This window comes from Qipengyuania aurantiaca, from assembly GCF_019711375.1.
Lineage (GTDB): Bacteria > Pseudomonadota > Alphaproteobacteria > Sphingomonadales > Sphingomonadaceae > Qipengyuania > Qipengyuania aurantiaca.
This window is the reverse complement of sequence record NZ_CP081295.1, coordinates 321,774-347,804: the sequence shown is the minus strand read 5'-3', so window position 1 is coordinate 347,804 and position 26,031 is coordinate 321,774. Positions and strand designations below refer to the sequence as shown.

Genomic DNA, 26,031 nt, shown 5'->3' with positions numbered 1-26,031 from the left:
TTGTCCCAAGGTAATTCGATGCGTGCGCCCCTGTTCCTGATTTCCCTTGTCCTGTCGAGCGCGGCCTGCGCACCGGGTGGGGACGAAGCTGGCCCGCCCGCCGCCGCGCCGGAAAATCAACAAGCCCCGGCGGCACTAGAATCTCCGCCCGCACCGGATGCGGACGATGCGCAGGCCTTCACTTTCGACGATCAGGAGCAGCGTGACGGCGGAACCAGAGAATTTGCCTATAGCTGGCCACGAGATGTCAGCTCGATCGACGCTCTTGCCGAACAGCTCGAAAAAGAACGCGCGGCGGCGTTGGCGGCGCAAAAGCGCGAGTGGGAACAGTCGCTGGCCGATTTTCCCGGCGATTGCGTGTCGTGCAAGAGCCGTGGCTTCGAAAAGGAATGGCAAGTCGTTGCCGATGTGCCCGGCTACCTCAGCCTTTCGGCCAAACTGTACGAGTATACAGGCGGAGCGCACGGCAATTACGGAAAGCAATCCCTTGTCTGGGACAAGGAGCGGGATCGCTCGCTTGCCGGTATCGAGCTTTTCAACTCGCCCGTCGCGCTTGAGAACGCTCTTGGTGCGGGGCTTTGCGAGGCGCTGGACCGGGCGCGCGAACGCAAGCGGGGCATGGCGGTGGACCGCTCGTCTGGCGGCCCCTTCAACGATTGCCCGGGTCTTGACGAGGCAAGCCTTTTCATCGGCTCCTCCAACGGGCAGACATTCGACCGCATCGGCGTCTATTTCGGCCCCTATGTCGCAGGCGCCTATGCCGAAGGCGACTACGAACTCAATTTTCCCGTCACTGGCTCCGTGCTCGACGCCGTGAAGCCGGAATACGCCAAGGCTTTCAGCGTGAAGCGTTAGGATGCTCGCATTTTGCGCGCTGTATCGCTACATGGACGCGCATGACCGAATATCAGGTAATCGACAGCGACCAGACCGTCTATCGTGACGGAACCATCAAGCTCCATGGCCCGGAAGGCTTCGAAGGCATGCGCAAGGCCGGGCGCCTCGCGGCAGAAATCCTCGACGAACTGACCGATTTCGTGAAGCCGGGCGTGACCACCGGCCAGATCGACGACAAGGCGCGCGAGATGATGCTCGACGCCGGCGCGGTGCCCGCGACCATGGGCTATCGCGGCTATGCGCACAGCTGCTGCACCTCGATCAACCACGTGATCTGCCACGGCATTCCTTCGGACAAGGCGCTGAAAGACGGCGACATCGTCAATATCGACGTGACCCCGCTGCTCGACGGCTGGCACGGCGACACCAGCCGGATGTTCTTCGCCGGCGAACCGGCGCTGAAGGCGCGCAAGCTGGTCGACGTGACCTATGAATGTCTCATGCTCGGCATCGAGGCGGCGCGCCAGCCGGGCGCACGACTGGGCGATATAGGTGCCGTGATCGAAGCGCATGCGCGCTCGCATCGCTACGGCGTGGTGCAGGAATTCTGCGGCCATGGTCTCGGCCGCCTGTTCCACGACGCGCCCGAAGTCATCCACACGGGCCGCAAGGGCACGGGGCCGCTGCTGAAGCCGGGGATGTTCTTCACGATCGAACCGATGATCAACCTCGGCCGTCCGCAGGCCAAGATGCTGAGCGACGGTTGGACCGCCGTGACGCGCGACAAGTCTCTCTCCGCCCAGTTCGAACACTCGATCGGCATCACCGAAGACGGTGTCGAGATTTTCACCGAAAGCCCCAAGGGCCTGCACCAGCCGCCGTATTGAGGGGCTAACCCTCGCTGCGCTTTGCCTGCTCCAGCAGCAGCTTTTCCTTGGCGGCGCGGCTTTGCGTGATGACGTGGTCGACACCTTCGATGGTGATCGCCAGCTCGCTCGCCTGCGTGATCTCGATGAAGCCCTTGGACTTCAGGTACCAGGTGTGGAACTCGAAGCTCTCGTCGGAGCAGTCGGTTTCCTTCTGGATGTAATAGGGCATGACGCCCGGATTGCGCGCGTCCTCGCGCCGCTTCTTGTAGAGTGCGAGGAGGATCTGCTCGTGGACCTTGGCGTCTTGCACCGCGGTCGCCCCGTCGATGACGATATCGTCGCGCGGGCGCGCGGGCTCGGGTTTTTCCCCGTAATGCTCGGCATAGGCGCGGTCGTATGTGGCGCGTTTCTTGGCGTCTTTCAGCGTCCGGTAAGCGCGCGTTGCCTCCTGGAACTTGTCGACGTCGGCGGTCTCGGAATGGTCGGGGTGGTAGAGCTGCGCGAGCTGGCGATAGGCCTTTTCGATGCCAGACCGATCGCAATCGCGCTCGACGTCGAGCAGCGCGTAGAAATCCACGAAATCTTCGTCGTCTTCCATTCGCGAAAATGCCCCTTCCGCCCGTTTCGCCCGCGTTTTACGCCAGATGCTAAGCCATGTCATCCGTCACCATGACGGGCCTGTCTTGCAATTTTCGGACAATCGTCAGCTTTCGCGCGCGGCGCGCAGGGCAGCAGCAGCGGCAAAGGGCGCAAGCGCGACGAGGCCGAGACTGATCGCGGCGGTCAGCAGCAGGGCCGAGGGGTCGGGGCGGGCGAGCGCGCCGGCTCCGAAGATCAGGATGGGCACGGCGAGCGGGATCACCATCAGCCCCGCCAGCGCCGCGCCGCCGCGCATGGCGGCGGTCAGCGCGGCAACCGCAAGGCCGACGGCTGCAAGTCCTGGGGTACCGGCAAGGAGGCCAAGTAGCACGATCCGCACCGTCTCTCCCGGCAGGCCCAGCAGGGCCGCGGCGGGGAGGGTCGCCAGCAGCAGCAGCGGCGCAAAGGCTAGCCAGTGGGCAAGGAGGCGCACCGCCATCGCCAACTCTTCCGAGATGCCGCGCAGGTGCAGCTGGTCGAACACGCCTGCGTCGAGATCGCCCGCCACGAGCTTTTCCAGCGGCAGGATCGCCGCCAGCAGCGCGGCGACCCAGATCACCCCGCCGCCCGTGCGGGCAAGAAGTTGCGCGTCGGGGCCGACCGCAAAGGGAAACAGCATCGCCACCGCGAGGAAGAACAAGAGCGGCAGCACGCCGCCACCTCCGCTTCCACCGGGCAGGAGCAGTCCGAGATCGCGCCGCAGCAGGGTCAGGGCCGCGCTCATGCCGCGTAATCCTCGATGGTGAGTGTCCGGCCGCCGGGCAGGGCGATGGACTGGTGCGAGGCGACCACGGCGATGCCCCCGCTTGCGCAATGCTGCGCTACAAGCGCTTCGACGCTGGCTTGAGCCTGCGCATCGAGACCGTTCAGCGGCTCGTCGAGCAGCCAGATCGGGCACTTGCGGTTGAGCAGCCGGGCAAGCGCGGCGCGTTTCTTCTGGCCAGTCGAAAGATACCGCACCGGAATGTCGCGAAGCTCGTCGAGCTGGAGCAAATCGAGCGCACGGCCTGCATCGCTGCATCCGTCGAGCCGCTCCCAGAACCCCAGCGCGCGCCCCAGCGGCTGGTGCGGATCAAGCGCAAGCCGTTCGTCGATCAGCCCCATGTCACCAGTCGTGGATATTTCGCCGGTGAAGGGGCGCAACAGCCCTGCAAGAATGCGGATGAGGCTCGACTTCCCGACCCCGTTGGCTCCCGCCACATGCAGCGCATCGCCCGCTTCGCACGCCAGCGACAACCCCTTGAAGAGCAGTCTCTCTCCGCGGCGGCAGGCAATGTCTTTCGCGATGAGCTGCGCTTGCATGGTTGGGTGCGATAGGCAAAAGCCGCGCTAGCCACAAGCAACACAGGATTCGCGAAACATGCCCGTCGAAGAACTGACCGCCGAAGAACGCGACACCTGGCTGCGCGCGCTGCCCCAATGGTCGCTGACGCGCGAGGGAAAGGCGATCGAGCGCAGCTTCGAATTCGCCGATTTCGCCGAGGCTTTCGCCTTCATGACGCGCATCGCGATCATCGCCGAAAAGCGCGATCACCATCCCGAATGGTTCAATGTCTACAACAAGGTCGACATCACCCTGACCACGCATGACGCGGGCGGCCTGTCCCTGCGCGACGTGAACATGGCCAAGAAGATCGACAAGCTGGTCTAGAGATTGCCCTCGCGCGCACCGGAAGAGCGCGCCTCAACTAGACCATCTTACTTTCCGAGCGGGCGGGCCGAGGCGCGGGTTTGCTTGCGGAGCTTTCCGGGCAGCCAGCGCGCCCCGAAGGCGAGGCTCTTGGCGGTCTTGCCGACGGTGGTGTGGAGCTTGTCGCCATGCACCGCATCCCACGCGGCCTTGGCCACTTCCTCGACTGGCGTGATCTCCAGCCCGGCGTCGGTCACGCGGGTGCGGATGTCCTCGTTGCTCTTCGCGTTGGGATTGTGATCGAGCAGCGGTGTGTCGATGAAGCTGGGCATGATCGAGCGGACCTTGATGCCGTCGTCCGCCCATTCCCCGTCGAGGCTTTCGGTGATGGCGCGCACGCCGAACTTGGTCGCCGAATAGACGCTCGCGCCGGGCGTGCCGTAGATACCCGCCGCGCTTGCGGTGTTGAGCAGGCAGGAGCCGGGCGCGGTTTTCTTGAGCCAAGGATAGACCGCCTGCGCCCCGAAGAGCACGCCCTTCAGATTGATATCGAGGCAGCGTTCGATCTCGGTGACGCTGTTTTCCTCCAGCGCGCCGCCCAGTGGAATGCCGGCGTTATTGGCCAGCACGTCGATCCGGCTGCCGGCCGCGGTGGCAAAACCGTCGAGCGCGCGGTCCCACGCCTCGCGGTCGCGCACGTCGAAGGTGTGCTGGTAGCTGAAGCCGTGCTTCATCAGGCCGAGCGTTTCGCGCATGCCGGCCTCGTCGACATCGCCCACGCCCACGAACCAGTCGCGCTCGGCAAAGTAGAGCGCGATGGCGCGCCCGATCCCCGAAGCGCCGCCGGTCACGAAAATTGCCTTGCGCGTGGTCATAGTCCCTCTCTCAAACAGTGTTCCGTCGCGTCAGAGCGCCGGGTTGGCATAGGCATGCCATGTGAAAATGGCCATCGCACCGCGATAGGGCTTCCACCCTTCCGCCAGCGCGCGCGTCTGTTTCTCGCTTGGGCGCTCCGAAAGCTCGAGCAGCTTCCCGCAGGCCGCCTGCACGGCCAAGTCGCCCGCAGGCCAGATGTCCTGACGGCCTTCTGCGAAGAGCAGGTAGATTTCCGCCGACCAGCGCCCGATGCCCTTGATACGGGTCAGTTCGGCAATCGCCGCCTCGTCGTCCTGCGGCAGGTTTTCGAGGTCGAGTTCGCCGCCCGCCACCAGTTCGCAGAGGCTGCGGGCATAGCCCTGTTTCTGGCGCGAGAGGCCGCAGGCGCGCAGCGTGTCGAAATCGCGCGCGAGCAGTTCGCCTGCGTGCATGTCCTCGCCCAGCTCGGCTTCGAGCTTAGCCCACACGGACGCGGCCGCGGCGACGCTGACCTGCTGGCCGACGATGGTGCGCAACAAGGTGCGGTAGCCGGTCGGGCGGATGCGTTCTTCGGGATAGCCGACCCGCTGGATCGCAGCCGCCACCACCGGGTCATGCGCGGCGACGGCGTCGAGGTGATCGCGCAGCTGAGCGTTGGTTAGACCCATGTCTTTGGCTTGCCTTCCCGCCTCGCTTTGAATAGCAGCCCCTCGCATAGGGCCCGCGCGGCGGGCAAGGCAACACAGGACATGCATCGATGCCCAAGCTGATCGTCATCACCCGCGAAGGCGAGACTTCCGAAATCGAGGTCGAAAACGGCCTCACCGTGATGGAAGCCATTCGCGACAACGGTTTCGACGAACTTCTCGCCTTGTGCGGCGGCTGCTGCTCCTGCGCGACCTGCCACGTCCATGTCGACCCCGCTTTTACCGGCAAGCTGCCGGAAATGAGCGAGGACGAGGACGACCTGCTCGAAAGCAGCGACCACCGCGTGGAAACCTCGCGCCTGTCGTGCCAGATCCCCTTCACCGGCGAACTCGACGGGCTGAAGGTTACTATCGCCCCTGAAGATTGATGTTGTTTGCGCAGCGGTAGGGCGACCTCTACCTCGGCGAGCATGACACAGATCCCCGTACGCGAGCGCACGCTCGACCTCATCGGCAACACCCCGCTCGTCCGCCTTGCCGGGCCGAGCGAGGAAGCCGGCTGCGACATCTACGGCAAATGCGAATTCGCCAATCCCGGTGCCAGCGTGAAGGACCGCGCCGCGCTCTACATCATTCGTGACGCCGAGGCGCGCGGCGAGTTGAAGCCCGGCGGCTGCGTGGTCGAAGGCACCGCCGGCAACACCGGCATTGGCATCGCGCTCGTCGCCAACGCGCTGGGCTATCGCACGATCATCGTGATGCCCGACAACCAGAGCCGCGAGAAGATGCAGACCCTGCGCGCTCTGGGGGCGGAGCTGGTGACCGTGCCGCCAACCAAATACGCCGATCCGCAGCATTTCCAGCACGTCTCGCGCCGAATGGCGGAAGAGACGGAAGGCGCGATCTGGGCGGGCCAGTTCGACAACACCGCCAATCGCAAGGCGCATATCGAAGGCACGGCGAAGGAGCTGTGGGAGCAGCTCGAAGGCCGGATCGACGGCTTCACCTGCGCAGCGGGCACCGGCGGCACCATCGCCGGGGTCGGCATGGGGCTGAAGGAACTGGACGAGAACGTCACCATCGCGCTGACCGATCCGCATGGCGCGGCGCTCTACAATTACTACGCCAATGGCGAATTGAAGGGCGAAGGCTCCTCGGTCGCCGAGGGTATCGGGCAGGGCCGCATTACCGGCAATCTCGAAGGCGCGCCGATCGACACGCAATTCCGCATCTCGGACGAGGAGGGCCTGAACTGGGTCTCCCGCCTGCTGCGCGAGGAAGGACTGTGCCTCGGCCTGTCGAGCGGCATCAACGTCGCAGGCGCGGTGGCGCTGGGCAAGCATCTGGTTGCCGAGGGGCGCGAGAACCCGAAGGTTGCTACTGTGCTGTGCGACACGGGCTTCCGCTATCTCTCCACGCTCTACAATGCGGAGTGGCTACGTTCGAAGGGCCTTCCCGTGTTCGACTGGCTAGACGAGGGCGATTGACGAAAGGCGCCTCAGCGCCCAAATCTCCTGTTATGCCACGCAGTTTCGACCTCACCCGCAGCGCGCCGGGCGGCGCAGAGCCGGCCGATGTGCCCTTGGGCGGCACGCGTTCGCAATCGGTCCAGCGCCTGCAGATCGGGATCGGGGGCGTGGTGCTCATGGTCCTGCTGGTGGGGCTCGCCAGCCTCATCCAGGATCGCACGCGCGAGGTAGACCGCGCGGCATCGCCGGCTGCCGCGCCGACGACCGAGCCGACCGCCGCCGCGCCGCAGAACGATCCGCTGGTCGAGGCAGGCGTGGTGCCCGACTTGCCCGAAGGACCGGCGCCCGGTCCGACGCAATCGCCCGCTCCCGTTCCCCAACAGGGCGCGCCCAATGATCCGCAACAGCCTTAGCCTGCTCGCAACTGGCGCGCTGGCGCTGCTCACCGCCTGCAACGCCAACACCCCGCAGGACGAGGCGGCTGCCGCACCGGCGGAGATGGAGGCCGCACAGGCCGGAAAGCCGAAGCTCGGCTTGTTCACGACGCTGCCGATCTACTGGGGCGAGGCGGGCGATATTACCGCTATGATCGACGGCGGCGGCGAACCCGACTGGGTGCGCACCGAGCTGGAGACGCGGTACGAACTCGTCCCGCTCGACACGCTGGAAGCCGAAGCGCTCGATGGCCTCGACCAGGTCCTGCTGGCCCAGCCGCGCGCGCTTGCGCCCTCGGAGAATGTGGCTTTCGATGCCTATCTCGCGCAGGGCGGTAAGGCCGTAATTCTCGCCGACCCCATGCTGACCCGGCATTCCGAATACGGCATCGGCGACCGTCGCCGCCCGCAGGACGTCGTGCTGCTCTCGCCGATCTTCTCCCGCATGGGCCTCGAATTGCTGTTCGACGAAGAGCAGGGCGAGGGCGAGCGGCTGGTGGACGGGCGCCTGCCGGTGAACCTCGCCGGACGGTTCGAAGCGCGCGACAGCGGCAGCGCCGAGCGCGTCTGTACGGTCGCCAGCGAAGGCCTGCAGGCAAACTGCCGCTATAGCCGCGGCGAAGTGTATCTGCTTGCCGATGCGGCCGTGCTCGATTGGGAAGGTGAAGAGCCGGTCCCCGAAGCGCGCAAGGCGGCGCTGTGGAGCCTGCTGGATCCGCTTTCGGACTAAAGGCCTCGGGCTGATGGGAAGCCCACTTACACGCAGAAGGGAATTCGCGGGACTCGGCACGGGAAATCACGGGGGGCAGTCCGGGATACTGCGGGAAGGCACCCGATTCCCGTGGTTTTTCCGTAGCCTAGGGTTACACATTGTTAAGGATATACACAGGATTGCACGATTAAAAATATCGTTAAAACAATGACTTGCAGATCAATCCCGTAAAATCCCGCAATTTTCCCTTCCATCCCCGCGTCTCCCGCGATAAATCATCACGACATCGGACATGCCAGTGTCTTTGCGCGCGTCGCTCAATGCGGGCGCGCCGTGAAAGCTCGCGCTTTTGCGGACGGGGGAGGTGTGTCCGGTGGAGAGGTGAAAACGCCGATTGGGGCAAAGCGACGGGGACAGGACCGTGCAATTCGGAGGGTACAGCGGACAAGCCTATTCGCCTGCGGGCGATAAGGGCCGCTTTGTGCTTCCGCCCCTCTTCCGCAAGGCCGTGAAGGAAAGCTCCGACGGCCGCGTCCTGTGCCTCATGAAGCACCCCACGTGGAAGTGCCTCGTCGGCTTCGGCCTCAGCCGCAAGGAAGAGCTCGACGCCCAGCTCGACCGCGAAGAGGAAATCGCCGTGCGGGTCGGCAAGGATTTCGACCGCGACACGCGCGCCAGCCAGCTCTTCGGCTTCATCGAAATGCCCTTCGACGACAGCGGTCGCTTTGTCATGCCCGAACACCTGCGCGCCCTCGGCGGGATCGAGGACGGCCTCTACTTCCAGGGTGGCGGGCGCTTCTTCACGCTGTGGAACCCGAGCGAGCTTGCCGAAATGGGCGATGACTGGGCCAGCGCCAAGGCTGCGTGCGAAAGCCTGCTTGCCGATGCAAAGGCGAAAGGCAAATGAGCGGCGCGCCCCACATTCCCGTCCTGCTCGACGAAGTGATCGAAGTGCTCGACCCGCAGCCGGGCGATGTGCTGATCGACGCCACCTTCGGCGCGGGCGGTTATACGCGCGCGCTGCTCGAACGCGGTGCGACCGTGCACGCCTTCGACCGGGATCCCGACGCTATTGCGGCGGGTCGCACCTGGCGGGAGACGGAGAGTACTCCGCCCCGCCTCATCCTTCACCCGCATCGCTTTTCCGAGATGCTGGAAGTCATGCGCGCTGCCGGTGTGGAGCGCGTGGACGGCGTGGTCATGGATATCGGCGTCTCCTCGATGCAGCTCGACCAGGCGCATCGCGGGTTTGCCTTTTCCGCCGACGGACCGCTCGACATGCGCATGAGCCAGGACGGCGAAAGCGCGGCCGACTTCCTCAACACTGCTGCGGAAAGCACCATCGCGGACGTGATCTACCAGTACGGCGAAGAGCGCCAGTCGCGCCGCGTCGCCCGCGCGATCGTGGCCGCGCGCCCGCTCGAGACGACCGGCGACCTCGCCCGTGTCGTGCGCAAGGCGCTGGGCCACAAGCCGCATGACAAGAAGGACCCGGCCACGCGGACCTTCCAGGCCATCAGAATTCACGTGAACGGCGAACTCGACGAACTGTCCCAAGGGTTGTCGGCCGCCGAACACCTGCTGCGCGAAGGGGGCCGCCTTGCGGTGGTCAGCTTCCACAGCCTCGAAGACCGGATCGTCAAGCGCTTCCTGCGCGAGGCATCCTCGACCCCGAGCGGCTCGCGTCACGTCCCCATGGCAGCGCAGGTCGATCCGGTCTTCTCCCCTGTTTCCAAGGCGGTCAAGCCCACCGAGGCCGAGATCGACCGTAACCCGCGCGCGCGCTCGTCCGTCCTGCGGCACGCAGTGCGCACCGCAACGCCAGCAAGGGAGGCCGCCTGATGAGCCACGCCACACGGATCCGCCAGATCGGCTGGCTCGTCGTGCTCGCAGCCTGTGTTGCGGCCTTTCTCGCGCTTACTTTCCGGGTGAACGCGGTGAAAAGCGAAGTGCGCCTGATCGAACGACAGATCATCGCAGCGGAACGCTCCAAGCTGATGCTGGAAACCGAGTTCCAGACCCGTGCCAGCCAGCACCAGCTGGCAGCGTGGAACCAGGTCGAGTTCGGCTACAAGGCTCCGCGCGCCGACCAGTATGTCGAGCACGAGCGCCAGCTTGCCGCTCTCGGCACGCCGCGCGGGCTGGGTGCGCCCCAGCCGATCCGCGTTGCCAAGGCCGACACCGGCCCGGTCGAGGAGGACAGCCTGTTCGGCGACTGGATGAACGACGACAAACCTTCCGAGGGTGGTCGGGCGCTTGCCGTAGCGGTGGCCGAAAGCCAGCCTGCCGAACGGCTTGCATCGAGCCTCGCCCAGCGCCTTGCGCGGCCGGCCAACGCGTCGGTAGCCATGGCCGAGGCCGCCCGGTGAACGCATTCTCCGCTCTCCACGGTGGACCGGGAGCGGTGAGCATGGCGATGGCGAGCGGCCGCGTGCAGCTCGTCAGCATCCGCCAGAAATCGCTCGACCTTGCCCGCTGGCGCGTCCTCTGGATCGCGCTTGCTTTCGCGTTTGTCGCCGTGATCGCGACAACCCGCATCCTGTTCCTCGGAGCAGGCGGCGAAGGCGCGCGCGCGACCTCGCTCGAGGCGGCGTTGCTGCCGGACCGCGGAGAAATCGTCGACCGGAACGGCGTGCCCATGGCGCGCGCCTTTCCCGCCTATGCCCTGTGGTTCAATCCTAAGGCCCTTGGTGAGGACGGCGAGCCGCTGGTGGCCAGCGCCGGCGAAGTGGCGGCAAAGCTCAAGGCGATTTTCCCTGACCTCGATGAGAAAGCCGTTGCGGCCCAGCTCGCCAGCGGCAAGGGCGGCTATTTGCGCCGCCGCCTGCTGCCCGAAGAAGCGAACCGTGTGCAGGACATCGGCGAACTCGCACTCGAAATGCCGATGGAAGAGGACCGTCACTATCCGCAAGGCAAGATGGCCGCGCATGTCCTCGGCTATGTTGCCGCGGACGGCAGCGGCCGCGTGGGCATGGAACAGGTTTTCGACGAGCACCTGCGCGACCCGCTGACGCGCGGCACACCGGTTGCGCTCTCGCTCGATGTGCGCGTGCAAGGTGCGCTGGAGGACGAACTGCGGCGTGGCATGAAGCTCACGCAGGCGCAGGGCGCCGCGGGTATCGTGCTCGATGTCGACACGGGCGAGGTGCTGGCGCTCGCTTCGCTGCCCGAATTCGATCCGAACAAGATCGACGAAGACGGCCAGAAGCTCATGTTCAACCGCGTCACCAACCAGGTGTATGAGCTGGGATCGACCTTCAAGCCGCTGACCGTGGCCGCCGCCATCGACAGCGGCACGATCCGCGATCTGGGCCGCCGCTTCGACGCCTCGCCGGTCAAGGTCGGGCGCTTCACCATCCGTGACAGCCACGCGATGGGCGACGATCTGAATGCGGTGGAAACGCTTATTCACTCCTCGAACACGACCAGCGCGCGCATCGCCGATGAAATGGGCGCGGAACGCCTGCGCCAGTACATGATAGACTTAGGCATGAACGGCCGTCCCGAAATCGAGCTGCCGGCAAAGGGCTTCCCGCTATGGCCGGGTGAGAAATGGGCGCGCCTCACCAATATGACCGTCGGTTTCGGTCACGGTATTGCCGTCACGCCGCTGCATCTCGCCAGCGCCTATGCGGCGATGGTCAATGGCGGGGTCTACCGTCCGGCTACGCTCAAGAAACTGGGCCCGGGCGAGGCGCCCAAGGGCCGCCGCGTGTTCAAGGCCTCGACCTCCAGCCGGATGCGCCAGATGATGCGCGCCATCGCGATCTACGGCACGGGTCGCAACGCCGATGCTCCGGGCTACCGGGTCGGGGGAAAGACCGGCTCGGCCGAAAAGCCGGGCGGCAAGGGCGGCTATCGCCGGACCGCGCTGGTCTCCACCTTCGCCGCGGCCTTCCCGATGGATCGCCCGCGCTATGTCGTGATCGCCATGCTCGACGAACCGCGCGGCACGCTTGCCAGCTCCTACCAGCGCACCGCCGCCTGGAACGCCGCGCCCATCGTCGGTCGCCTAGTCCCCCGCATCGGCCCGCTGATCGGCGTGCGTCCCGACGATACGCGTGATATCGACATTTCCGCCATCACCCCGCTCATTCCGGAGGCTCAGAATGAAGCTGAGTAAGCTCTGTGCTGCCGCCGGCATCGATTGCCCGGACGGCGCCGAGATCAACGTCACCGGCTTTGCCATCGACAACCGCAAGGTTGCTCCGGGCACCGTGTTCGGCGCGTTTCAGGGCGCGCAGGTGAATGGCGAGGATTTCATCCCTGCCGCCATCGAGGCCGGCGCTGTTGCCGTCGTTGCGCGCAGCGAAGCTACGGTCGAAGGCGCGCTCCACATCGCCAGCGACACTCCCCGCAAATGCTTTGCCGAGCTGGCAGCCGGATTCTTCACCCCGGTGCCTGAACATATCGTCGCAGTCACCGGCACCAACGGCAAGACATCCTGCGTCGAGATGACACGCCAGATCTGGCGCATGTCGGGCGAGCGCGCGGCGAGCATCGGCACGCTCGGCGTGACCACGCCCGACGAAAGCGTGTCGACCGGGCTGACCACGCCCGACATCGTCACCTTTCTCTCGAACATGAGCGGCCTGGCGCGCGAGGGCGTGACCCATGTCGCCTATGAAGCTTCGAGCCACGGCCTCTCGCAATACCGCAACGAAGGGATCGCGGTCGAAGCGGCTGGCTTTACCAATTTCAGCCGCGACCATCTCGATTACCACGCGGACATGGAAGACTATTTCGCCGCCAAGATGCGCCTCTTCGATGAGGTCGTATCGGACGGCGCGACCGCGGTTATCTGGATGGGCGCGGGCGAGAGCGGGTGGAACGCCCGCGTCGTCGACCATGCAAAAAAGCGCGGCCTGAATGTCATGACGGTCGGGGAGCAGGGCGAGGACATCCGCCTCACCCGCCGCGAACCGACGCAGCTCGGCCAGTCGCTCACCGTGGAACACGCTGGCACCGAGCGGACCATCAATTTGCCGCTGATCGGCGCCTACCAGGTTTCGAACGCGCTTGTGTCGGCCGGTCTTGCGCTCGCGACCGGGATCGACCCAAGCCGTGTCTGGGACGCCGTCGCGCGGCTTCAGCCGGTGCGCGGCCGTCTCGAACGCGCTGTCATCGCGCCTTCGGGTGCGCCGGTCTATATCGACTACGCCCACACGCCCGACGCGCTGGAAGCCGCGATTGCCGCGCTGCGTCCGCATGTGACGGGCCGCCTCATCACCGTCTTCGGGGCCGGCGGGGACCGCGACCATGGCAAGCGCGCGCCGATGGGTGAAGCAGCCGCCAAGGCCAGCGACCTCGTGATCGTCACCGACGACAATCCGCGCGGCGAAGATCCTGCGGACATTCGCCGCGCGGTGCTTGAAGGCGCCGGCGAAGCGCGCGAAGTGGCCGGGCGCCGCGAAGCCATCCATGCCGCCATTGCCGAAGCGGGCAAGGACGACATCGTCCTTGTTGCGGGCAAGGGCCACGAAACGGGTCAGATCATCGGATCGGGAGAAAACATGGCCGTCCATCCCTTCGACGACGTGGAAGTCGCACGCGAATGCGCAGCACTCATCGCCAGAGGTGAGGTATGAGCGCCGCCATCCTGCGCCACCCGGCCTATATGGAATGGCCTGCGGAGGACCGCGACCGGCTGCCGCTGACTCTGTGGCATTCGAAAGCCATTGCCGAGGCCGTGGGCGGCACCGCCAGCGGCGATTTCCAGATTGCCGGGGTCGAGATGGACAGCCGCGACGTCGTGAATGGCGATCTTTTCGTCGCGCTCAAGGGCGAGGCGATGGACGGCCACCGCTTCCTCGACAAGGCTTTCGCCAACGGGGCCGCTGCGGCCATCGTCGATCGCCCGGTCGAGTATCCGCACATCCTCGTCGAGGACACGACCGAGGCGCTAAAAGCGCTCGCCCGCGCGGCTCGCAGCCGCACTGAAGCCAGGATCATCGGCGTGACCGGTTCGGTCGGGAAGACCGGGGTCAAGGAAGCGATCTTCGCCAGCCTCGAACGCGCCAGCCGCGGCGCGGCGCATCGCTCCACCCGCAGCTACAACAACCATGTCGGCGTTCCGCTGAGCCTTGCGCGGATGCCCGCGCGCAGCCGCTTCGGCATCTTCGAAATGGGCATGAACAACGCCGGCGAGATCGAAGGGCTGACCACGCAGGTCCGCCCGCATGTCGCCGTCATCACCACCATTGCGCCCGCGCATATCGAGAACCTCGGCTCGATGGAGGCAATTGCCGACGCCAAGGCCGAAATCTTCGCCGGGCTCGAGCCGGGCGGCGTTGCGGTCATTCCCGCCGACAGCGAGCACTTCGAACGCCTGCGCCTCGCCGCACTGCGCATGGGAGCCAGCGTCGTCAGCTTCGGCCGTGCAGCGAGTGCCGATGTGCGCCTCCTCGACGCGATCCCGAGCGCCAATGGCGGCAGCCTCGTGACCTGCGAATTCGGCAACCCCGCCAAGGGCGGCGGACGCCTTTGCTACACGGTGGCCGAGCCGGGCGATCACTGGGTGATCAACTCGCTCGCCGTGATGGCGACCGTCCGCGCGGCGGGTGGCGACATGGCCGCAGCCGGCCTCGCGCTTGCCGAAATGGGCGGTCTCAAGGGCCGCGGCGCCCGTCACGGTATCGACGTGCCGGGCGGCAAGGCGCTGCTGATCGACGAAAGCTACAACGCCAACCCCGCCAGCATGCGCGCCACGCTGGCGCAACTGGGCCAAACGCCGTCCTCCCGCCGCATCGCCGTGCTGGGGTCGATGAAGGAGCTGGGCGACTTCGGCGCGAAGTTCCACGCAGGGCTTTCCGAACCTCTGATCGCCGCCGATGTCGACTATGCGTTGCTGGTGGGCGACGAGATGCGCGCGCTGGCCCGCGAACTGGGGAAACCCGCCTTCAACTCGCTTGGCAATCCGCTCGAGTGGGAGCATTGCAATTCGGCCGAAGAGGCAATCGGACTGCTGCAGGAATTCGGCATCGTTGCGGGCGATGCCGTGCTGGTCAAGGGCTCCAATTCGGTCGGGCTGGGCAAGCTCGTGGATCACTTCACCCGCGCTAGTTAGGAGCCGACGAGGCCGATGCTTTATCTCCTCGCCGAGTATTTCAATTTCGAGGGCCTCTTCAACCTCGTGCGCTACCAGACGGCGCGCGCGGGCGCGACGCTGCTGACGGCGCTGATCATCGGCCTGTTCATCGGCCCGCGCTTCATCGACATGCTGCGCGTACGCCAAGGCAAGGGGCAGCCGATCCGCGAGGACGGACCGCAGACGCACCTCGCCAAGGTCGGTACACCGACAATGGGCGGGTTGATGATCCTGATCAGCCTGTTCCTGTCGCTGCTCTTGTGGATGGACCTGTCGAACCCCTTCATCTGGGCCTGCCTCGCGGTAACCGGCGGCTTTGGCCTGATCGGTTTCCTCGACGATTACGACAAGGTCTCGAAAGCCAGCCACAAGGGCGTGTCGGGCAAGGTCCGCCTGCTGTTCGAGTTCATCGTGGCTGGTATCGCCAGCTACATAATCGTCAGCCAGATCAACACCTTCGTCTATGTTCCCTTCGTCAACGACTTTGGTATCGAACTGGGGCCACTCTACTATGTTTTTGCTGCGACGGTCATAGTCGGCGCAGGCAATGCGGTGAATCTCACCGACGGGCTCGACGGGCTGGCGACCATGCCGGTCATCATCGCGGCGGGCACCTTCGCGGTGATCGCGTATCTCGTGGGCCGCGTGGACTATTCCGAGTATCTCGGCATTCCCTACGTCGAAGGCGCGGGCGAGCTGGCGATCTTCTGCGCGGCCATCATGGGGGCAGGGCTGGCCTTCCTGTGGTTCAACGCGCCGCCCGCCGCTGTCTTCATGGGTGACACCGGCAGCCTCGCCCTTGGCGGTGCGCTGGGGGCAATTGCCGTGGCGACGCATCACGAGGTAGTCCTCGCCATTGTCGGCGGGCTGTTCGTGTTCGAGGCGCTGTCGGTCATCATCCAGGTCTTCTGGTTCAAACGCACCGGGCGGCGGGTCTTCCGCATGGCGCCCATCCACCACCATTTCGAGCAGCTCGGCTGGTCCGAGAGCAAGGTCGTGATCCGCTTCTGGATCGTCGCCATCGTGCTCGCACTTCTGGGGCTGGCAACGCTCAAACTCAGATGATCACCTCGCCCGCCTGGAAGGACAAGAAATACGCGGTGCTCGGCCTCGCGCGGTCCGGCCGGGCGACAGTCGAGGCCTTGCTGGCGGCGGGCGCGGACGTGCTGGTGTGGGACGACCGCGCCGAAGCGCGCGAGCCTTACAACGGACGCTGCGTCATCGGCGATCCGCTGGAGGCGGACCTTACCGGCTATGCTGGCGTGGTCGTTAGCCCCGGCGTTCCGCTCAACACCCACCCGATCAAGCCCCATGCTGACAGCTTCGGCGTGCCGGTGATTGGCGATATTGAACTCTTCGCGCAGGCAAGGGCGGACCTGCCGCCGCACAAGGTCGTCGGCATCACCGGCACCAATGGCAAGTCGACCACCACCGCGCTGGTCCACCACATCCTCAAGACCGCAGGCGTGCCGACCACCATGGGCGGCAATATCGGCCTCCCGATCCTCGAGCAGGAGCCTTTGCGGGAAGGCGGGGTATATGTGCTGGAGCTGTCGAGCTACCAGATCGATCTGACCTATTCGCTCGACTGCGACGTGGCGGTACTGCTGAACATCACGCCGGACCATCTGGATCGGTATGATGGGGATATGAACGCTTACGCCGAGGCCAAGGCGCGGCTGTTCGACCTGCAATCCGAAGAACACACCAAGATATTCGCCGGCAATGACCTCTACAGCGATGCTATCGCCGACACGCTCCGGGATGAAGCGGAGGTGCCAATCTTCGCCTACCCGCGCGCAACGGGATCGCCAGCCCTGTCTGGACCCCATAATGCACAAAACGCCAGCGCGGCGGCGCATGCTTGCGAAGCGTTGGGCGTCTCAGATGCGGACATTGAGCAAGGGCTATCCTCGTATACGGGCCTCCCCCACCGCATGGAACGTATCGCCGAGATTTCCGGTATCGCCTATGTTAACGACAGCAAGGGCACCAACACCGCGGCCTCTGCACCGGCGCTCGCTGCATTCGACAACATCCACTGGCTCCTCGGCGGGCTCGCCAAGGAGCCGGGGCTGGGCGAGTGCGAGGCTGAGCTGCCCCATGTCAAAGCCGTCTACACTATCGGCAAGGCCGGTCCGGACTTTGCCGCGCTGCTGGAAGGCCGCGTACACGTGGAGCAGTGCGAAACGCTCGACCGTGCTGTTGCAGCCGCTGCCGCCAAGGCCAAACCGGGCGACACTGTCCTCCTCTCGCCAGCCTGCGCGAGTTTCGACCAGTACGCCGACTTCGAAAAGCGCGGTGAACATTTCCGTGAATTGGTGGAGGCGCTGAAGTGACCGCCATGCAGCCCTTCGTCCCCGGCGCCAAGCGCAAGCCCGCCCACATCCCGGGCGGCAAGCTGTCGCGCTGGAGCCAGCTGAAGATCTGGTGGCGCGAGATCGACCGCGTTCTGCTCGGCCTCGTGCTGTTCCTTATGGCGGGCGGCGCGATCGCGGTTGCGGCGGCCAGCCCGGCCAGCGCCGACCGGCTGTCGACCTCGTCGGAAACGCTCGATCCGCTCTACTTCTTCTACCGCCATCTCGGCTGGCAGGCGGTGGCGCTGTGCATCCTCTTCGGCACCTCGATGCTCAGCCGCGAGAACGCGCGGCGGCTCGGTGTCCTGGTCGCCGCCGCCATGCTCGGCCTCCTGTTCCTCGTCCCTTTCATCGGGGTGGAAATCAACGGCGCGCGGCGCTGGATCGTCATCGGCATGCAGTTCCAGCCGTCCGAATTTCTGAAGCCTGCCTTCGTGATTGTGGTCGCCTGGGTGTTGTCCTGGCGCATGCGCGATCCCAACCTCCCGGTGCTATGGCTCGTGACCGGCCTGACGGGCCTGATCGGTGCGCTGCTGATGATGCAACCGAATTTCGGCGAATTCATGCTGTTTGCAGGCGTCTGGGGCGTCATGATCCTGCTGGCAGGCATCCCTCTCAAACGGCTCGGCATCGTAGTTGGCGGCGGCCTTTTCCTCCTGACCGCGACCTATTTCCTCTACGACAACGCCCGCCACCGCATCGACAGTTTCTTTGGCGGCGGTACGGCCTATGACCAGGTCGACCTGGCCAGCCGTACGTTGCTCGCCGGGGGCTGGACGGGAGCAGGTTACGGCCTCGGTCTCAGAAAGATGAGCCTGCCCGAAGCGCATACCGACTACATCTTCAGCGTGATCGGCGAAGAATTCGGGCTGATCGCCTGCGCCTTCATCGTCCTGCTGTATCTCGCCATCGTGCTGCGCGTGCTGATGCGGCTGGTGGACGAGGAGGACCTCTTCGCCCTTCTCGCCGGCACAGGCCTCGTCGCGCTGTTGGGTGGGCAGGCCTTCATCAACATCCTCGTCAATCTGCAACTCTTCCCGTCGAAGGGGATGACCTTGCCGCTGATCAGCTATGGCGGCTCCTCGACCATGGCGATCGCGCTGACCGTGGGCCTGTTGATCGCAGTCACCCGCCGCAATCCCTATCTCAAAACGACGACAAGGGGACTTGGCGACCTGCTGGGCATAGGGCAGGGGGGCGCGATGACGACACCAGAGGCGCGCATTACGCGCGGAATCCACCAGTGACCGGCTCCAGCCGCCATTTCGTGCTCGCCGCCGGAGGGACCGGGGGCCATTTGCTGCCCGCCTTCGCACTGGCGACCGAACTCGACCGGCGCGGGCACCATGTCGCGCTGATCACCGACGAGCGCGGCGCGCAGATCCCCGGCAAGCCCGATTTCATGCCCGCCCATGTCCTGCCCGCGGGGCGTTTCGGCAAGAACCCGCTGCAATGGCTGAAAGGCGCAAAGGCCGTGTGGGAAGGGCGCACCATGGCGCTGCGGCTGTTCGACAGCTTCCAGCCTAGCGCGGTGGTCGGCTTCGGGGGCTATCCCTCGCTGCCCGCGATCCTCGCCTCGACCTCGGCGGATATCCCGACCGTGGTCCATGAACAGAACGCGGTACTGGGCCGCGTGAACCGCCTGTTTGCTGGCCGCGTGAACGCGATTGCCACCGCCTATCCCGATGTGCAGCGGCTGAAACCGGCGCATAAGGACAAGGTGTTCCTCGTCGGCAATCCGGTGCGCGCCGAAGTGCTCACCCTGCGTGACGATCCGTTCCCGAGCTATGGCGAGGACGGTCTGCTGCGCGTGCTCGTAACCGGCGGCAGCCAGGGCGCGCGTGTCTTGTCCGAAGTCGTCCCCGATGGCCTTGCCATGCTTCCGCCCGCGATCCGACAGCGGTTGCAGGTCACCCAGCAGTGCCGCCCGGAAGATCTCGACGCAGTGCGCGAACGCTATCGCACTCACGGCATTCCGGCCGAACTGGCGACCTATTTCGAAGACATGCAGGCGCGCCTTGCCGATGCGCATCTCTTCATCGGCCGTGCTGGCGCCTCGACCATAGCGGAACTGACCGCCGTGGGTCGCCCGGCCATCCTGATCCCGTTGCCCATCGCGACCGACGACCACCAGGCGTTCAACGCGCGCGAGATGGCCAAGGCGGGCGGGGCGCGGATGATCCGGCAGGAGAAGTTCGAGGCGAAGGAACTCGCCAAGCAGATCCGCGTGCTGGCGGACGATCCGCAAGGGCTTTCCAACGCGGCCCATGCGGCATGGAACTGTGGCCGTCCCAAGGCCGTAGAGGACCTTGCCGACCTCGTCGAAAGCTTCGGCGGGGCGGACATGATGGATGTAATCCGCGTGGGCGGAAACAACGCGCGGGGGGCTTCGCAGGGCCAGGTCGCGGGCCAGGGTGCGAAATTGGAGAGTTCGGAATGAAGGGCGTACCTACCGATATCGGCACGATCCACTTCGTCGGGATCGGCGGCATCGGCATGTCGGGCATTGCCGAGGTGATGAACAACCTCGGCTATACGGTGCAGGGCAGCGATATCAGCGAAAGCCCCACGGTCGAGCGCCTGCGTTCGCAAGGCATCGCGGTGAAGATCGGGCACGAGAAGGAAAACGTCGAAGGCGCCGCCGTCGTCGTGACCTCCACCGCGGTCAAGCGCACCAACCCCGAAGTCGCGCACGCACTCGAAAACCGCATCCCCGTGGTTCGCCGCGCCGAAATGCTCGCCGAACTGATGCGTCTAAAATCGACCATCGCGGTGGCCGGGACGCACGGCAAGACAACCACCACCAGCATGATCGCCAGCCTGCTCGACTGCGGGGCCATCGACCCGACCGTAATCAACGGCGGCATCATCGAACAATATGGCTCCAACGCCCGGCTGGGCGACAGCGACTGGATGGTGGTGGAGGCCGACGAAAGCGACGGTAGCTTCCTGCGCTTGGACGGCACCATCGCGGTCGTCACCAATATCGATCCCGAGCACCTCGATCATTACGGCGATTTCGACGGGGTGAAGGACGCCTTCGTCGAGTTCATCCACAACGTGCCTTTCTACGGCGCGGCGGTGCTGTGCATCGACCATCCCGAAGTGCAGGCAGTCATCGGCAAGGTCCGCGACCGCCGCGTGGTGACCTATGGCTTCAACCTGCAGGCGGACATCTGCGGCGTGAACGTCCAGCCGCATGAGGGCGGCAACCGCTTCGATGTGATCGTGCGCCAGCGCGGCGAGGAAGACCGCCGTATCGAGAACGTCTGCCTGCCCATGCCCGGTCGCCACAACGTCCAGAACGCACTCGCCGCGATTGCCGTCTCCATCGAGATGGGCTGCCCGGACGAGGTGATCTGCAACGGCTTCTCCAGCTTCGGCGGCGTGCGTCGCCGCTTCACCAATGTCGGCAGCGTCGGCGGGGCGACCGTGATCGACGATTACGGCCACCACCCGGTCGAAATCCGTGCCGTGCTGGAAGCCGCGCGCGAGGCGACGAAGAATCGCGTCATCGCCGTCATGCAGCCGCACCGCTACACACGCCTCCGCGATCTGATGGACGACTTCCAGAGCAGCTTCAACGAGGCCGACCAGGTCTACATTACCCCGGTCTATGCTGCGGGCGAGGACCCCATCGAAGGCGTGAGCGCCGAGGCGCTGGTCGAAGGCCTCAAGTCCCGCGGCCACCGCAACGCGGCTACGGTGGAGGATCGGGACGACCTTGCGAAAAAGCTCGCCGCCGACATCGAAGAGGGCGACCTCGTGGTCTGCCTCGGCGCGGGCGACATCACGAAATGGGCGGCCGGTCTTGCCGATGCGGTCGGGAAGGAACGCGATTCGTGAGCGATCAGGAAAACGACGTCTGGAACTGGGACAGCGGCATGGCGCCGGACTGTTCGGTCGAAGGAACCATCGAGGCGCCGATCGACACCGATGGCCTCAAAGGCAAGCTGACGCCCGACGCGCCGCTCGCCAAGCTCGTCTGGTTCAAGAGCGGCGGCAAGGCCGACTGGCTGTTCGAGCCCGAAGACCTCGCCGACCTCAAGGAATTCCTCCGCCGCCTCGACGGCGACCTGCCGGTCATGGCGCTGGGCCTCGGCTCGAACATGATCGTGCGCGACGGCGGCGTGCCGGGCGTGGTCATCAAACTCGGCAAGCCTTTCGCCGACGTTGCCATCGACGATGAAAGCTGCGTCGTCGCTTGCGGCGGCGGTGCGCATGGCATCCTCGTCGCCAGCGCGGCGCGAGATTGCGGCGTGGCGGGCCTCGAATTCATGCGCGGCATCCCCGGCACGGTCGGCGGTTTCGTGCGCATGAACGGCGGCGCCTATGGCCGCGAGGTCAGCGACGTGCTGATCGATTGCGAAGTCGTGATGCCCGATGGGCGCTTCCACACTTTGCCCGCCTCCGACCTGCAATATTCCTATCGCCACTCGGCCCTGCCCGAAGGCGCGGTCGTGGTCCGCGCGCGCTTCAAGGGCGAGCCGGGCGATCCCGAAGTCATCGGCGCGAAAATGGACGAGATCGCCGAAGCGCGCGAAAACTCGCAGCCGCTGCGTACCAAGACGGGTGGTTCGACCTTCAAGAACCCGCCGGGCAAAAAGGCCTGGGAACTGGTCGATGCGGCCGGATGCCGCGGCCTGACGATGGGCGGCGCGCAGGTTAGCGAGAAGCACACCAACTTTCTCCTCAACACCGGCGACGCCACCAGCGCCGATATCGAAGGGTTGGGCGAGGAAGTGAAACGCCGTGTCTACGAGCATTCGGGTGTCGAACTCGAATGGGAAATCCAGCGCGTGGGGCGACCGTGAGCGAGCGTCCACTCAACGAATTCGAGCAAGGAATTCTGGATAATATCGAGAAGTCCGGCTGTCAGGTAAATACCATCTTCGATCCAGATGGTGACGAACCGACGTTTAGCTACTCAATTGGCTTCCCCAAAACGGTGGGTCAACCCGAGGTCATCATCTTCGGACTGAGAAACGAGGTCATGCATTCCATGATCAATGCGCTTCTCGGCAAATGTCGCCAAGGTCTGAAATTGCGGGATGGGTTGGTGATCGACGACCTTTTGGACGGGTACAACTGTGTCGCGAGGGTGGTCGTGAGCGATTATCTTGTGGACGAGTATTTTGCTTCTGCCATCTGGTATGAAAAGTATCGGACTGGTGGGGAGATGGAAGAAGCCTATCAAATCGTTTGGCCGGGCGTTCAGCAGCGCCTCTTTCCGTGGGACGAAGGCTGCGACCAGATCGTCATCGATAGCCAACCTGCCCTCTATCACCCGGAGACCGTTCATTGACCGACCTCCCGACATTGCCCGATAACATCCACATCGCCGTCCTCATGGGCGGCTGGGCGAACGAGCGCCCCGTCAGCCTGATGTCGGGCGAGGGCGTGGCCAAGGCGCTTGAAGAGCGCGGCCACAAAGTCACGCGGATCGACATGGATCGCCAGATTGCCGCACGCATAGCCGAGGTGAAGCCCGATGTCGTTTTCAACGCGCTCCATGGCGTTCCGGGCGAGGACGGGACGGTGCAGGGCATGCTCGACCTGATGGGCGTGGCTTATACGCATTCGGGCCTCGCCACCTCGGTCATCGCGATCGACAAGCAACTTACCAAGCAGGCGCTCGTCCCTCATGGCATCCCCATGCCCGGGGGACGGATCGTGATGAGCGCCGACCTGTTCGAGCGCGATCCGCTGCCGCGTCCCTATGTGCTCAAACCCGTCAACGAAGGCAGCTCGGTCGGTGTCGCCATCGTCACCGACGAGAGCAATCACGGCAATCCGATCTCGCGTTCGGCCAAGGGGCCGTGGCAGGATTTCGCCGAACTGCTCGCCGAACCCTATATCAAGGGCCGCGAGATGACCGCCGCCGTGGTCGATTTCCCCGAAGGCCCGCGCGCGCTCGCCGTGACCGAGCTGAAGCCCAAGAGCGGCTTTTACGATTTCGACGCGAAATACACCGACGGGATGACCGACCATGTCTGCCCCGCCGACATCCCCGAACACATCCGCGACCTCTGCCTCGAGATTGCTCTCAAGGCCCACAAGGTATTGGGCTGCAAGGGCACCAGCCGCACCGACTTCCGCTGGGACGAGGAAGAAGGCGAAGACGGCCTCTTCGTGCTGGAGACCAACACGCAGCCAGGCATGACACCGCTCAGCCTCGTTCCCGAGCAGGCGAAGTTCGCCGGCATCGAATATGGCGCGCTGGTCGAAACGATCATCGCCGCCGCGCTGCGCGATCACAAGGTGAAGGTGGGTCGGGGAAGCGATGGCTAAGGTCAGCCGCAAACCCACCGGCGTCCGCCGTTCCGCCGCTGCGCGCAGCCGCAGCCAGAAGGCGCGCGCGGCGAAGAAGCATACCTCCGGCCTGCTCGACCGCGCGATGGCCGCGCTGCCCTTTACCGACGAGCAGTGGCACAAGTTTTTCCTCTCGCTGATCGTGGCGGGCGCGCTGGGTATCGCCTGGGTCATCGCCAGTTACGCCGGGGCCTTAGATTATGCCCGCAGCGAGCTTGCCAAATCGGCCAGCCGCGCCGGGTTCGAAGTGGCCCGCGTGCGGGTGACCGGGGCCGAGCGGCTGAACGACCAGATCGTCTACGAACGCGTTCTGGGCGAGCAGGATCGCCCGATGCCGCTCGTCGATGTGGAAGCGATCCGCGAACGGCTGCTCGAATTGTCCTGGGTCAAGGACGCGCGCGTCTCGCGCCAGCTGCCCGACTTGCTCCGGATCGATATCGTCGAGCGCAAGCCGCACGCGGTGGTGGTCAAGCCCGACCGGCTGATCCTGGTCGATGCGACCGGCCACGAACTCGAGCCGGTCTCGCGTGAGGAAGCGGGCGAAATGCTGCTTATTTCCGGACCCGGTGCGCAGAAACAGGTCGGCGAACTCGACAAGCTGCTCGATGCCGCCCCGGCTTTGAAGCCGCAGATTGCGGGCGCCGAGTGGATCGGCAACCGCCGCTGGAACCTCACCTTTAAGACTGGCCAGATGCTGGCCCTGCCCGAAGGCGACAAGGGGTCCGCCGCGCTGGTCAAGTTCGCCGAGATGGACGGGCGCAACCGGCTGATCGGCGGCAAGGCGGTGGCCATCGATATGCGCGTGCCCGACCGCGCCTACCTTCGCTGCGCCGACGGGCCGTGCCCACGCGGATTGCAGGCGGAAGGGAGCGCCGAATAATGGCCTCCTCGCCGCACACGCCGCTGCCGCGCATCGCCCGTGTCCATGCGGCGGTGAATATCGGCTCGTTCCGCATCTCGGCCATGATCATGGGCCAGAGCGAGGATGGCGAGATGATCGTACTCGGCTCTTCCCACCGCAAGGCGGAAGGCATCAAGCGCGGCTATGTCACCGATATGGGCGCGGCGACGCACGCGATCCGCGCGGCCGTGGAAACGGCGGAGGCGAACGCCAACACCAGCGTCTCGGGCGTCTGGATCGGCTGCGCCGGGGCCGGTCTTTCAAGTAAGATCGCCAGCGTGGAGATCGCCATCGGCGGCCGCCGCATCGACGAAGACGATGTCGAGCACCTGCTGTTTGCCGCGCGCGACCATATCCAGCCCGACGGGCGCATGGTGCTGCACGCGCAGCCGGCGCATTACACGCTCGACGGGGCGCATGGCATCGCCAACCCCATCGGTCTCCACGCGGAATCGCTGGGTGTCGACATCCATGTGACGCTGGCCGAAGGCGCGCCGGTGAGGAACCTGATCGAGGCGGTGCAAAGCGCGCATCTCGATGTGGAAGGCGTGGTCGCCAGCCCGCTCGCCGCTGCCTATGCTTGCCTGTCGAACGAGGAACGCGACCTCGGCGTTGCCCTGGTCGAGATCGGCGCGCAGGTCACCAATGTCTCGGTCCATGCGGGCGGGATGCTGCTGGGCCTGCGCTCAATTCCCGTCGGGTCGAACGATATCACGGACGCCATCGCCAGCTCGCTGGGGATCCGCCGCAGCCAGGCGGAGCGGCTCAAATGCGTCTCCGGCTCGGCCATCGCGACACCGAGCGATCACCGCGAAATGATCCCGGTCAACGGTCCCGGCGACGAGCCGGGCAGCCGTCTCGCGCGCGGCGCGGACGAACAGAACCGCATTGCCCGCGCCGAGCTTGTTTCCATCGTCACCGACCGGCTGGGCACGATGACGACCGAGATCGACAAGGGCTTGAAGGCCATGGGCTTTTCCGGCGCAAACGGCGGGCAGGTCGTGCTGACCGGCGGCGGCGCGGAATTGCACGGGGTCGCCGAATTCATGCAGGGCGCGCTGGGCTTGCCGGTGCGACGCGGCAAACCGCCCGCGCTGCGCGGCCTGCCAGAGGCGCACGCTACGCCCGGTTTCGCGACGCTGGCGGGCCTGTGCCTCTACGCCTCGGAAGACCCGGTCGACATCCGCACCATCGGCCCGAGCTATCAGCCGACGAAGCGCTATTCGGGCTTCGGACTGGTTAACCGGGTCGTACAAGCGGTGCGCGAATATTTCTGATCTGC

Annotated in this window: 28 protein-coding genes; 23 read left to right on the top strand and 5 right to left on the bottom strand. The window is 65.4% G+C overall.

Features of this window, described 5'->3' with window-relative positions:
• The first annotated feature begins 18 nt into the window (after positions 1 to 18).
• Positions 19 to 855 (top strand): PdaC/SigV domain-containing protein, encoded by an 837-nt coding sequence (locus K3148_RS01730; RefSeq protein WP_221425627.1) that lies wholly within the window; start codon positions 19 to 21, stop codon positions 853 to 855.
• Positions 856 to 896: 41 nt separating this feature from the next.
• A complete protein-coding gene (map, locus tag K3148_RS01725) occupies positions 897 to 1,724 on the top strand; it encodes a type I methionyl aminopeptidase (protein ID WP_221425626.1) in 828 nt (275 codons plus the stop codon).
• Positions 1,725 to 1,728: 4 nt separating this feature from the next.
• Here map and K3148_RS01720 read toward each other — a convergent pair whose 3' ends face one another.
• The 3 genes from K3148_RS01720 to ccmA all read right to left on the bottom strand — a co-directional run bounded on the left by K3148_RS01720 (position 1,729) and on the right by ccmA (position 3,647).
• A complete protein-coding gene (locus tag K3148_RS01720; RefSeq protein ID WP_221425625.1) occupies positions 1,729 to 2,304 on the bottom strand; it encodes a DnaJ domain-containing protein in 576 nt (191 codons plus the stop codon).
• Positions 2,305 to 2,409: 105 nt separating this feature from the next.
• On the bottom strand, positions 2,410 to 3,069 hold the full coding sequence (locus tag K3148_RS01715) for a heme exporter protein CcmB (RefSeq protein ID WP_221425624.1): 660 nt from the start codon (positions 3,067 to 3,069) through the stop codon (positions 2,410 to 2,412).
• Positions 3,066 to 3,647 carry a heme ABC exporter ATP-binding protein CcmA gene (ccmA, locus tag K3148_RS01710; RefSeq protein WP_221425623.1) on the bottom strand — a complete coding sequence of 194 codons (582 nt, stop codon included), beginning with the start codon at positions 3,645 to 3,647 and terminating at the stop codon, positions 3,066 to 3,068. The genes K3148_RS01715 and ccmA overlap by 4 nt, the downstream gene beginning before the upstream one ends.
• Positions 3,648 to 3,705: 58 nt before the next feature.
• On the opposite strand from ccmA, the gene K3148_RS01705 reads away from it, so the two are divergent.
• Complete coding sequence (locus K3148_RS01705) at positions 3,706 to 3,996, top strand: 4a-hydroxytetrahydrobiopterin dehydratase (protein ID WP_221425622.1); 291 nt, start codon at positions 3,706 to 3,708, stop codon at positions 3,994 to 3,996.
• A gap of 47 nt (positions 3,997 to 4,043) precedes the next feature.
• Here K3148_RS01705 and K3148_RS01700 read toward each other — a convergent pair whose 3' ends face one another.
• Together K3148_RS01700 and K3148_RS01695 are read right to left on the bottom strand one after the other, a co-directional pair.
• On the bottom strand, positions 4,044 to 4,850 hold the full coding sequence (locus K3148_RS01700) for an SDR family oxidoreductase (protein ID WP_221425621.1): 807 nt from the start codon (positions 4,848 to 4,850) through the stop codon (positions 4,044 to 4,046).
• Between the two features lie 30 nt (positions 4,851 to 4,880).
• Entirely contained in the window at positions 4,881 to 5,498 is a 618-nt protein-coding gene (locus K3148_RS01695) for a DNA-3-methyladenine glycosylase family protein (protein ID WP_221425620.1), read from the bottom strand.
• Between the two features lie 89 nt (positions 5,499 to 5,587).
• Here K3148_RS01695 and K3148_RS01690 point away from each other — a divergent pair, with 89 nt between their 5' ends.
• From K3148_RS01690 to ftsA, 20 genes are all read left to right on the top strand, one after another.
• Positions 5,588 to 5,905 (top strand): 2Fe-2S iron-sulfur cluster-binding protein, encoded by a 318-nt coding sequence (locus K3148_RS01690; RefSeq protein ID WP_221425619.1) that lies wholly within the window; start codon positions 5,588 to 5,590, stop codon positions 5,903 to 5,905.
• 42 nt (positions 5,906 to 5,947) lie between these two features.
• On the top strand, positions 5,948 to 6,964 hold the full coding sequence (locus tag K3148_RS01685; protein WP_221425618.1) for a cysteine synthase A: 1,017 nt from the start codon (positions 5,948 to 5,950) through the stop codon (positions 6,962 to 6,964).
• 32 nt (positions 6,965 to 6,996) lie between these two features.
• Positions 6,997 to 7,359 (top strand): hypothetical protein, encoded by a 363-nt coding sequence (locus K3148_RS01680; RefSeq protein ID WP_221425617.1) that lies wholly within the window; start codon positions 6,997 to 6,999, stop codon positions 7,357 to 7,359.
• Entirely contained in the window at positions 7,340 to 8,110 is a 771-nt protein-coding gene (locus tag K3148_RS01675; protein WP_221425616.1) for a GldG family protein, read from the top strand. Before K3148_RS01680 ends, K3148_RS01675 begins: the two co-directional genes overlap by 20 nt.
• A gap of 463 nt (positions 8,111 to 8,573) precedes the next feature.
• A complete protein-coding gene (locus K3148_RS01670) occupies positions 8,574 to 8,999 on the top strand; it encodes a division/cell wall cluster transcriptional repressor MraZ (RefSeq protein ID WP_247711611.1) in 426 nt (141 codons plus the stop codon).
• Positions 8,996 to 9,934, top strand: a complete 939-nt coding sequence (gene rsmH, locus K3148_RS01665) for a 16S rRNA (cytosine(1402)-N(4))-methyltransferase RsmH (RefSeq protein ID WP_221425614.1) — start codon at positions 8,996 to 8,998, stop codon at positions 9,932 to 9,934. Before K3148_RS01670 ends, rsmH begins: the two co-directional genes overlap by 4 nt.
• Positions 9,934 to 10,461, top strand: coding sequence for a hypothetical protein (locus tag K3148_RS01660; protein ID WP_221425613.1), 528 nt, complete (start codon positions 9,934 to 9,936; stop codon positions 10,459 to 10,461). The genes rsmH and K3148_RS01660 overlap by 1 nt, the downstream gene beginning before the upstream one ends.
• Before the next feature lie 41 nt (positions 10,462 to 10,502).
• Entirely contained in the window at positions 10,503 to 12,215 is a 1,713-nt protein-coding gene (locus tag K3148_RS01655; RefSeq protein WP_221426583.1) for a peptidoglycan D,D-transpeptidase FtsI family protein, read from the top strand.
• Positions 12,202 to 13,680, top strand: coding sequence for a UDP-N-acetylmuramoyl-L-alanyl-D-glutamate--2,6-diaminopimelate ligase (locus K3148_RS01650; RefSeq protein ID WP_221425612.1), 1,479 nt, complete (start codon positions 12,202 to 12,204; stop codon positions 13,678 to 13,680). The genes K3148_RS01655 and K3148_RS01650 overlap by 14 nt, the downstream gene beginning before the upstream one ends.
• The gene (locus K3148_RS01645) at positions 13,677 to 15,158 is read left to right on the top strand and encodes a UDP-N-acetylmuramoyl-tripeptide--D-alanyl-D-alanine ligase (protein ID WP_221425611.1); all 1,482 of its coding nucleotides are present in this window, start codon (positions 13,677 to 13,679) and stop codon (positions 15,156 to 15,158) included. The genes K3148_RS01650 and K3148_RS01645 overlap by 4 nt, the downstream gene beginning before the upstream one ends.
• Positions 15,159 to 15,173: 15 nt before the next feature.
• Entirely contained in the window at positions 15,174 to 16,244 is a 1,071-nt protein-coding gene (gene mraY / locus K3148_RS01640) for a phospho-N-acetylmuramoyl-pentapeptide-transferase (RefSeq protein ID WP_221425610.1), read from the top strand.
• On the top strand, positions 16,241 to 17,518 hold the full coding sequence (gene murD, locus K3148_RS01635) for a UDP-N-acetylmuramoyl-L-alanine--D-glutamate ligase (RefSeq protein WP_221425609.1): 1,278 nt from the start codon (positions 16,241 to 16,243) through the stop codon (positions 17,516 to 17,518). The genes mraY and murD overlap by 4 nt, the downstream gene beginning before the upstream one ends.
• Positions 17,519 to 17,523: 5 nt before the next feature.
• Positions 17,524 to 18,783: an FtsW/RodA/SpoVE family cell cycle protein gene (locus K3148_RS01630; protein WP_221426582.1), complete on the top strand. Its 1,260-nt coding sequence runs from the start codon at positions 17,524 to 17,526 to the stop codon at positions 18,781 to 18,783.
• Positions 18,780 to 19,976, top strand: a complete 1,197-nt coding sequence (murG, locus tag K3148_RS01625) for an undecaprenyldiphospho-muramoylpentapeptide beta-N-acetylglucosaminyltransferase (protein WP_221425608.1) — start codon at positions 18,780 to 18,782, stop codon at positions 19,974 to 19,976. Before K3148_RS01630 ends, murG begins: the two co-directional genes overlap by 4 nt.
• Complete coding sequence (gene murC, locus K3148_RS01620; RefSeq protein WP_221425607.1) at positions 19,973 to 21,382, top strand: UDP-N-acetylmuramate--L-alanine ligase; 1,410 nt, start codon at positions 19,973 to 19,975, stop codon at positions 21,380 to 21,382. Before murG ends, murC begins: the two co-directional genes overlap by 4 nt.
• Positions 21,383 to 21,420: 38 nt before the next feature.
• Complete coding sequence (gene murB, locus K3148_RS01615; protein ID WP_221426581.1) at positions 21,421 to 22,350, top strand: UDP-N-acetylmuramate dehydrogenase; 930 nt, start codon at positions 21,421 to 21,423, stop codon at positions 22,348 to 22,350.
• Positions 22,347 to 22,841 (top strand): DUF4262 domain-containing protein, encoded by a 495-nt coding sequence (locus K3148_RS01610; protein WP_247711610.1) that lies wholly within the window; start codon positions 22,347 to 22,349, stop codon positions 22,839 to 22,841. Before murB ends, K3148_RS01610 begins: the two co-directional genes overlap by 4 nt.
• Positions 22,838 to 23,827: a D-alanine--D-alanine ligase gene (locus tag K3148_RS01605; protein WP_221425605.1), complete on the top strand. Its 990-nt coding sequence runs from the start codon at positions 22,838 to 22,840 to the stop codon at positions 23,825 to 23,827. Before K3148_RS01610 ends, K3148_RS01605 begins: the two co-directional genes overlap by 4 nt.
• A complete protein-coding gene (locus K3148_RS01600) occupies positions 23,820 to 24,728 on the top strand; it encodes a cell division protein FtsQ/DivIB (protein ID WP_221425604.1) in 909 nt (302 codons plus the stop codon). Before K3148_RS01605 ends, K3148_RS01600 begins: the two co-directional genes overlap by 8 nt.
• Positions 24,728 to 26,026 (top strand): cell division protein FtsA, encoded by a 1,299-nt coding sequence (gene ftsA, locus K3148_RS01595; RefSeq protein ID WP_221425603.1) that lies wholly within the window; start codon positions 24,728 to 24,730, stop codon positions 26,024 to 26,026. Before K3148_RS01600 ends, ftsA begins: the two co-directional genes overlap by 1 nt.
• Positions 26,027 to 26,031: the final 5 nt, after the last annotated feature.

Coding starts and splice junctions, on each gene's coding strand:
- K3148_RS01695 (WP_221425620.1), bottom strand. CDS start 5,498: ATGGGTCTAACCAACGCTCAGCTGCGCGATCACCTCGACGCCGTCGCC.
- K3148_RS01645 (WP_221425611.1), top strand. CDS start 13,677: ATGAGCGCCGCCATCCTGCGCCACCCGGCCTATATGGAATGGCCTGCG.
- murD (WP_221425609.1), top strand. CDS start 16,241: ATGATCACCTCGCCCGCCTGGAAGGACAAGAAATACGCGGTGCTCGGC.
- K3148_RS01630 (WP_221426582.1), top strand. CDS start 17,524: ATGCAGCCCTTCGTCCCCGGCGCCAAGCGCAAGCCCGCCCACATCCCG.
- K3148_RS01685 (WP_221425618.1), top strand. CDS start 5,948: ATGACACAGATCCCCGTACGCGAGCGCACGCTCGACCTCATCGGCAAC.
- ccmA (WP_221425623.1), bottom strand. CDS start 3,647: ATGCAAGCGCAGCTCATCGCGAAAGACATTGCCTGCCGCCGCGGAGAG.
- mraY (WP_221425610.1), top strand. CDS start 15,174: ATGCTTTATCTCCTCGCCGAGTATTTCAATTTCGAGGGCCTCTTCAAC.
- murB (WP_221426581.1), top strand. CDS start 21,421: ATGGCGCCGGACTGTTCGGTCGAAGGAACCATCGAGGCGCCGATCGAC.
- K3148_RS01600 (WP_221425604.1), top strand. CDS start 23,820: ATGGCTAAGGTCAGCCGCAAACCCACCGGCGTCCGCCGTTCCGCCGCT.
- murC (WP_221425607.1), top strand. CDS start 19,973: ATGAAGGGCGTACCTACCGATATCGGCACGATCCACTTCGTCGGGATC.
- K3148_RS01650 (WP_221425612.1), top strand. CDS start 12,202: ATGAAGCTGAGTAAGCTCTGTGCTGCCGCCGGCATCGATTGCCCGGAC.
- K3148_RS01660 (WP_221425613.1), top strand. CDS start 9,934: ATGAGCCACGCCACACGGATCCGCCAGATCGGCTGGCTCGTCGTGCTC.
- rsmH (WP_221425614.1), top strand. CDS start 8,996: ATGAGCGGCGCGCCCCACATTCCCGTCCTGCTCGACGAAGTGATCGAA.
- K3148_RS01705 (WP_221425622.1), top strand. CDS start 3,706: ATGCCCGTCGAAGAACTGACCGCCGAAGAACGCGACACCTGGCTGCGC.
- K3148_RS01680 (WP_221425617.1), top strand. CDS start 6,997: ATGCCACGCAGTTTCGACCTCACCCGCAGCGCGCCGGGCGGCGCAGAG.
- K3148_RS01715 (WP_221425624.1), bottom strand. CDS start 3,069: ATGAGCGCGGCCCTGACCCTGCTGCGGCGCGATCTCGGACTGCTCCTG.
- K3148_RS01675 (WP_221425616.1), top strand. CDS start 7,340: ATGATCCGCAACAGCCTTAGCCTGCTCGCAACTGGCGCGCTGGCGCTG.
- K3148_RS01655 (WP_221426583.1), top strand. CDS start 10,503: ATGGCGATGGCGAGCGGCCGCGTGCAGCTCGTCAGCATCCGCCAGAAA.
- K3148_RS01730 (WP_221425627.1), top strand. CDS start 19: ATGCGTGCGCCCCTGTTCCTGATTTCCCTTGTCCTGTCGAGCGCGGCC.
- ftsA (WP_221425603.1), top strand. CDS start 24,728: ATGGCCTCCTCGCCGCACACGCCGCTGCCGCGCATCGCCCGTGTCCAT.
- map (WP_221425626.1), top strand. CDS start 897: ATGACCGAATATCAGGTAATCGACAGCGACCAGACCGTCTATCGTGAC.
- K3148_RS01720 (WP_221425625.1), bottom strand. CDS start 2,304: ATGGAAGACGACGAAGATTTCGTGGATTTCTACGCGCTGCTCGACGTC.
- K3148_RS01700 (WP_221425621.1), bottom strand. CDS start 4,850: ATGACCACGCGCAAGGCAATTTTCGTGACCGGCGGCGCTTCGGGGATC.
- K3148_RS01690 (WP_221425619.1), top strand. CDS start 5,588: ATGCCCAAGCTGATCGTCATCACCCGCGAAGGCGAGACTTCCGAAATC.